The following is a 3,867-nucleotide window of genomic DNA, read 5'->3' as shown; positions in this document are numbered from 1 at the left end:
TCGCCGCCATAGAGCTGGTCCGCCCCCTCGCCGCCTGATAGCGTGTCGGCCCAGCCGTCGCCCCGCAGCGTGTCGGCACCTGCGCCGCCCTCGAGCGTATCGCGGCCATCCTCGCCCTGCAGCAGATCCCGGCCATCACCGCCATCGAGAAAGTCGTTGCCGCTGAGCCCGGCGATGTCGTCATTGCCGTCGCCGCCTTCGAGCGTATCGTTGCCATTGGCGCCGCCGTCGATGGTGTCGCGCCCACCGCGGCCCTCGATCCGGTTGTCCTGCCCGTCCTTGCCGGTCAGGTCGTCATGCCCGTCGCGCGAGCCACGCACATATTCGATGCCGCTGATCGTGTGGGTGAAGGCCTCGCCCCGCCAGGTGCCGGTTGCGATGCCCGTGTTGAGATCCAGCGTCACCGCATCGACCCCGGTCCGGTCATAGCGCAGCATATCGAAGCCGCCGGCGCCATCGACCGTGTCATTGCCGGCCATCAGGACCATCCTGTCATCGCCACCGCTGCCCCGCACGCTGTCATTCAGCATTGTGGTGCGGACTTCGCCCAGATTGGCCACCCCATTGATCGTGTCCTGACCGCCCCAGCCGTCATTTGAGACGATGCCGGTGGACAGGTTGATGACAACCCCGGTTGACGCCCCCCAATGCCCGGAATCGAGTTGAACGTAACCGCTGCCGGGTTTGATGTTGATGACATCGTTGCCGCTGCGGCCGACCACCGAGACGAAGCTATCTGGGGCTGACGTGACATTGATCGTGTCGTTGAATTCAGAGCCTTCGACGGCTAGCCCATCCGCCTGCATGGCCTTCTGCACATTCACGAGTGTCGTTGAGCCATTGGCCCCCTTGTCGATGTAGCCGCTATTGGTGGCACCGTTGACCCAGGCGGTGATCCCGGCATCGAGATCCCAGTGTTCCAGGCCAAAATACCCATCCGACGCGGCAGCGAAGTTCACCGTGTCCTGTCCGGCGCCCGCCGCAATGCCATCATAGTCGGCATCGTTATCCCCGGGATTGAGTGAATCATTCCCATCCCCGCCGCGCAGGCGGTCCGCCCCGTCGCCGCCGAACAGCACGTCATTGCCCGCATCTCCGCGCAGTTCGTCGTCGCCGTTGCCGCCGCGCAACGTGTCATTGCCCTCTTCGCCGCGCAGTTCATCGTCACCGCCGCGGCCTTCGATGCTGTCATTGCCGCCGCGGCCTTCGATATATTCTCCGGTGCCGTTGCTTCCGATGATCGTGTCATCGCCCTGGCGCGATCCGCGGATTTCCTCGAAATTGCTAATCGTATGGGTAAAGGCCTCACCTCGCCAAATACCAGTTGCGGTGCCGGTGGTCAGGTTGACATTGACCGCCTCGACCTGGCTGCGGTCATAGCGCAGCAGGTCGAACCCGCCGCCACCATCGGCGGTGTCATTGCCCGCCATCAGGATGATCCGGTCGCGGCCATCGCTGCCGATGATGCTGTCATTCATCATCGTGGTGCGGATCTCGGTCAGATTGGCCACGCCGTTGATCGTGTCCGAGCCGCCATGACCGTCCTGTGAAATGATGCCGGTTTGCAAATTCGCCACTACGCCGGTGCTGGCATTCCACCAGACGGAATCGAGCCGCACATGGGTATTGCCGACCGCGATATTGAAGGTGTCATTGCCGCCCACTCCACCGATCACGATGAACCCGCTTGAACCGGGGGTGATGTTGAGGATGTCGTTGTGATCCGTGGCATAGAGCCCGAACCCGCCGTCGCTGGCACTCATCGGGTTGTTCACGTTGAGGATCGTGGTGGTGCCGTTGGCGCCCTTGTTGATGAAGCCACTATTGGTGTTGCCGTTGATGGTCGCGGTTACGCCAGCGTTGAGATCGAACATGTCGATATCGGCAAAGCTGGTCGAGTTCGAGATGGCCGAGAAATCCACGGTGTCATTGCCCGTGCCCGGCTGCACATTATCGTAATCGCTGTTGTTGCCGGGGTTCAGATAGTCGTTTCCGGCCCCTCCTTCGAGGTAATCCGATCCGCTGCCGCCGCGCAGCGTGTCATTGCCATTGCCGCCGGTCAGCATATCATCGCCACCGAGCCCCTCGATGCTGTCATTGCCGGCACCGCCATCGAAACTGTCGGCACCGTTCGTCCCGACGATCACGTCATTTTCGGTGAATGAACCGCTGAGCGCGTTGAACGCGATATCCTTGTTGGGGCCAAGCGGGCTGGCACCGGGGGGAATATCCAGGGAGTCCAGGGAATTGTTGAGGAAATTGTTCCAGGCCGCCAGCGTGTTGAAGGTGGGCAGCGCATCACCACCCAGCAGGAAGATATTCTGGGTATCGACCGTGCCATGGGGCGGCACATTGGCATCAATCTCTTCGACGATCAGAACGGTCGAGACGCGCTGGACGTTGCCGGCGTCGGTCCAGTTGACCTGAAAGATCGAGGTATCGGGATCGGTGTCCGATCCCTGAAACAATGCGCCGTCAATGCGGACATTGTACTCGTCCAGCTCGATTTCGACATAGAGATCATCCGGCGCCGAGTCGCCGGGAGCCAGCGGCAAAACGCTGTAGCGCATGGTGGTGATGTCGTCGCGCACGGTCAGTTGCAAGGTCGTGCTGGATTTCACGCCCACATCCGCGTCGATATCGTTGTCGTAATAGGTGGAAAAGCCGTTCAGCGTATATGTTGTCATCTAGAGCGTCCCTCAAGTTCATTATTCATTGGTACTGTCTGAGCGTATGTGGCCCGTTCAACTCGGGTTTGCGCCCTAAAAAATACGATCATGTCGTTTGCCCCCGCCGGGATAAAAGCAACGGGCTCTTAACAGGTCAATCAAATTGATACGAAGCGAAGGCATCTCATGCGGCTGCCGAACCAGGCCGATGGCGTCCGGGAGTGGATAGCAGGCGCGAAATCGGCCATCATGCGGATATGCCGTTTGCCGCATGAGAGTGATTTTTTAAAGTATAACGAAGGAGCGCGCTCTGTGGATGACCGAATAAACTGGGGAAATCTGACTTCGAATATCGAGTTTCTGGACCAGACCGGACTTTTGAAGACCCCGTTGCACATCCTCGAAATCGGATGTGGTCGCTGCCAACTGATGCTCAAACTGAAGGCGGACGGGCATGAGGTGGTCGCGATCGACGCCGATCAGGAGGTGGTGGATGCCGCCCCTGCCGGATTGGACGTGCGTCTGGCGGAAGGCAGCGAACTGCCTTTCGATGATGGCAGTTTCGATCTTGTGCTGAGTTTCGATGTCATTGAGCACATTCCCGATACCGATGCGCATCTGAACGAGGTTCGCCGGGTGTTGAAACCCGGTGGGCACTACCTTTTGCAGACCCCGAACAAATGGACGAACATCCCTTTCGAGATGGTGCGCTGGTCAACCACTTACGGGGTGCGGCGCATGTTCGATTTTTTGAAACCTCCGCAGCATTGTGCGCTGCACAGCTACCGGCAACTCAAACGCCGCATGCGGGACAATGATTTCTCGATCCAGTTCTATGACATTCCGGTGGTCAACGAGTATTTCACCGAGAAGGTCCGCAAATATCTCGGATCACCGGGGGTTGCGGCGCTGAAGGTCGTCAACCCGGACAAGCTACCGATCCCGATGCGGACGAATTTCTACGTGAAAGTGCAGCCTGCCAAATAGAGAAGGCGCGCTGTGCCGTCCGCAGTTTGGATATCGCAGACGGCACCAGACCGCGCCGCGGGGCGGGATCAGAAGATGAAGTCGCCCGCATCCAGAGCGCCTTCGGCCACGCCCACAAGCGTCATCGAGTTGCCGGCGACGTCGGTGATGACCGCCTCGGCGCCGCCTGACAGATGGTTGGTCTGCAGATCGGCGAAATCGGTGATCGAGG

General features: G+C 59.8%; 2 protein-coding genes. One reads left to right on the top strand and one right to left on the bottom strand.

Annotated features, from left to right (window positions below):
- On the bottom strand, positions 1–2,687 hold a 2,687-nt coding region (locus AB1E33_RS29560; RefSeq protein ID WP_372580805.1), incomplete at its 3' end, for a calcium-binding protein.
- A gap of 294 nt (positions 2,688–2,981) precedes the next feature.
- On the opposite strand from AB1E33_RS29560, the gene AB1E33_RS29555 reads away from it, so the two are divergent.
- Positions 2,982–3,656 (top strand): class I SAM-dependent methyltransferase, encoded by a 675-nt coding sequence (locus tag AB1E33_RS29555; protein WP_372580804.1) that lies wholly within the window; start codon positions 2,982–2,984, stop codon positions 3,654–3,656.
- The last annotated feature ends 211 nt before the right edge of the window (positions 3,657–3,867 follow it).

Source organism: Ruegeria hyattellae, from assembly GCF_041537925.1.
Taxonomy (GTDB): Bacteria; Pseudomonadota; Alphaproteobacteria; order Rhodobacterales; family Rhodobacteraceae; genus Ruegeria_C.
Note: the sequence above shows the minus strand (reverse complement) of the source record. Positions and strands in the feature narration are given on the sequence as shown.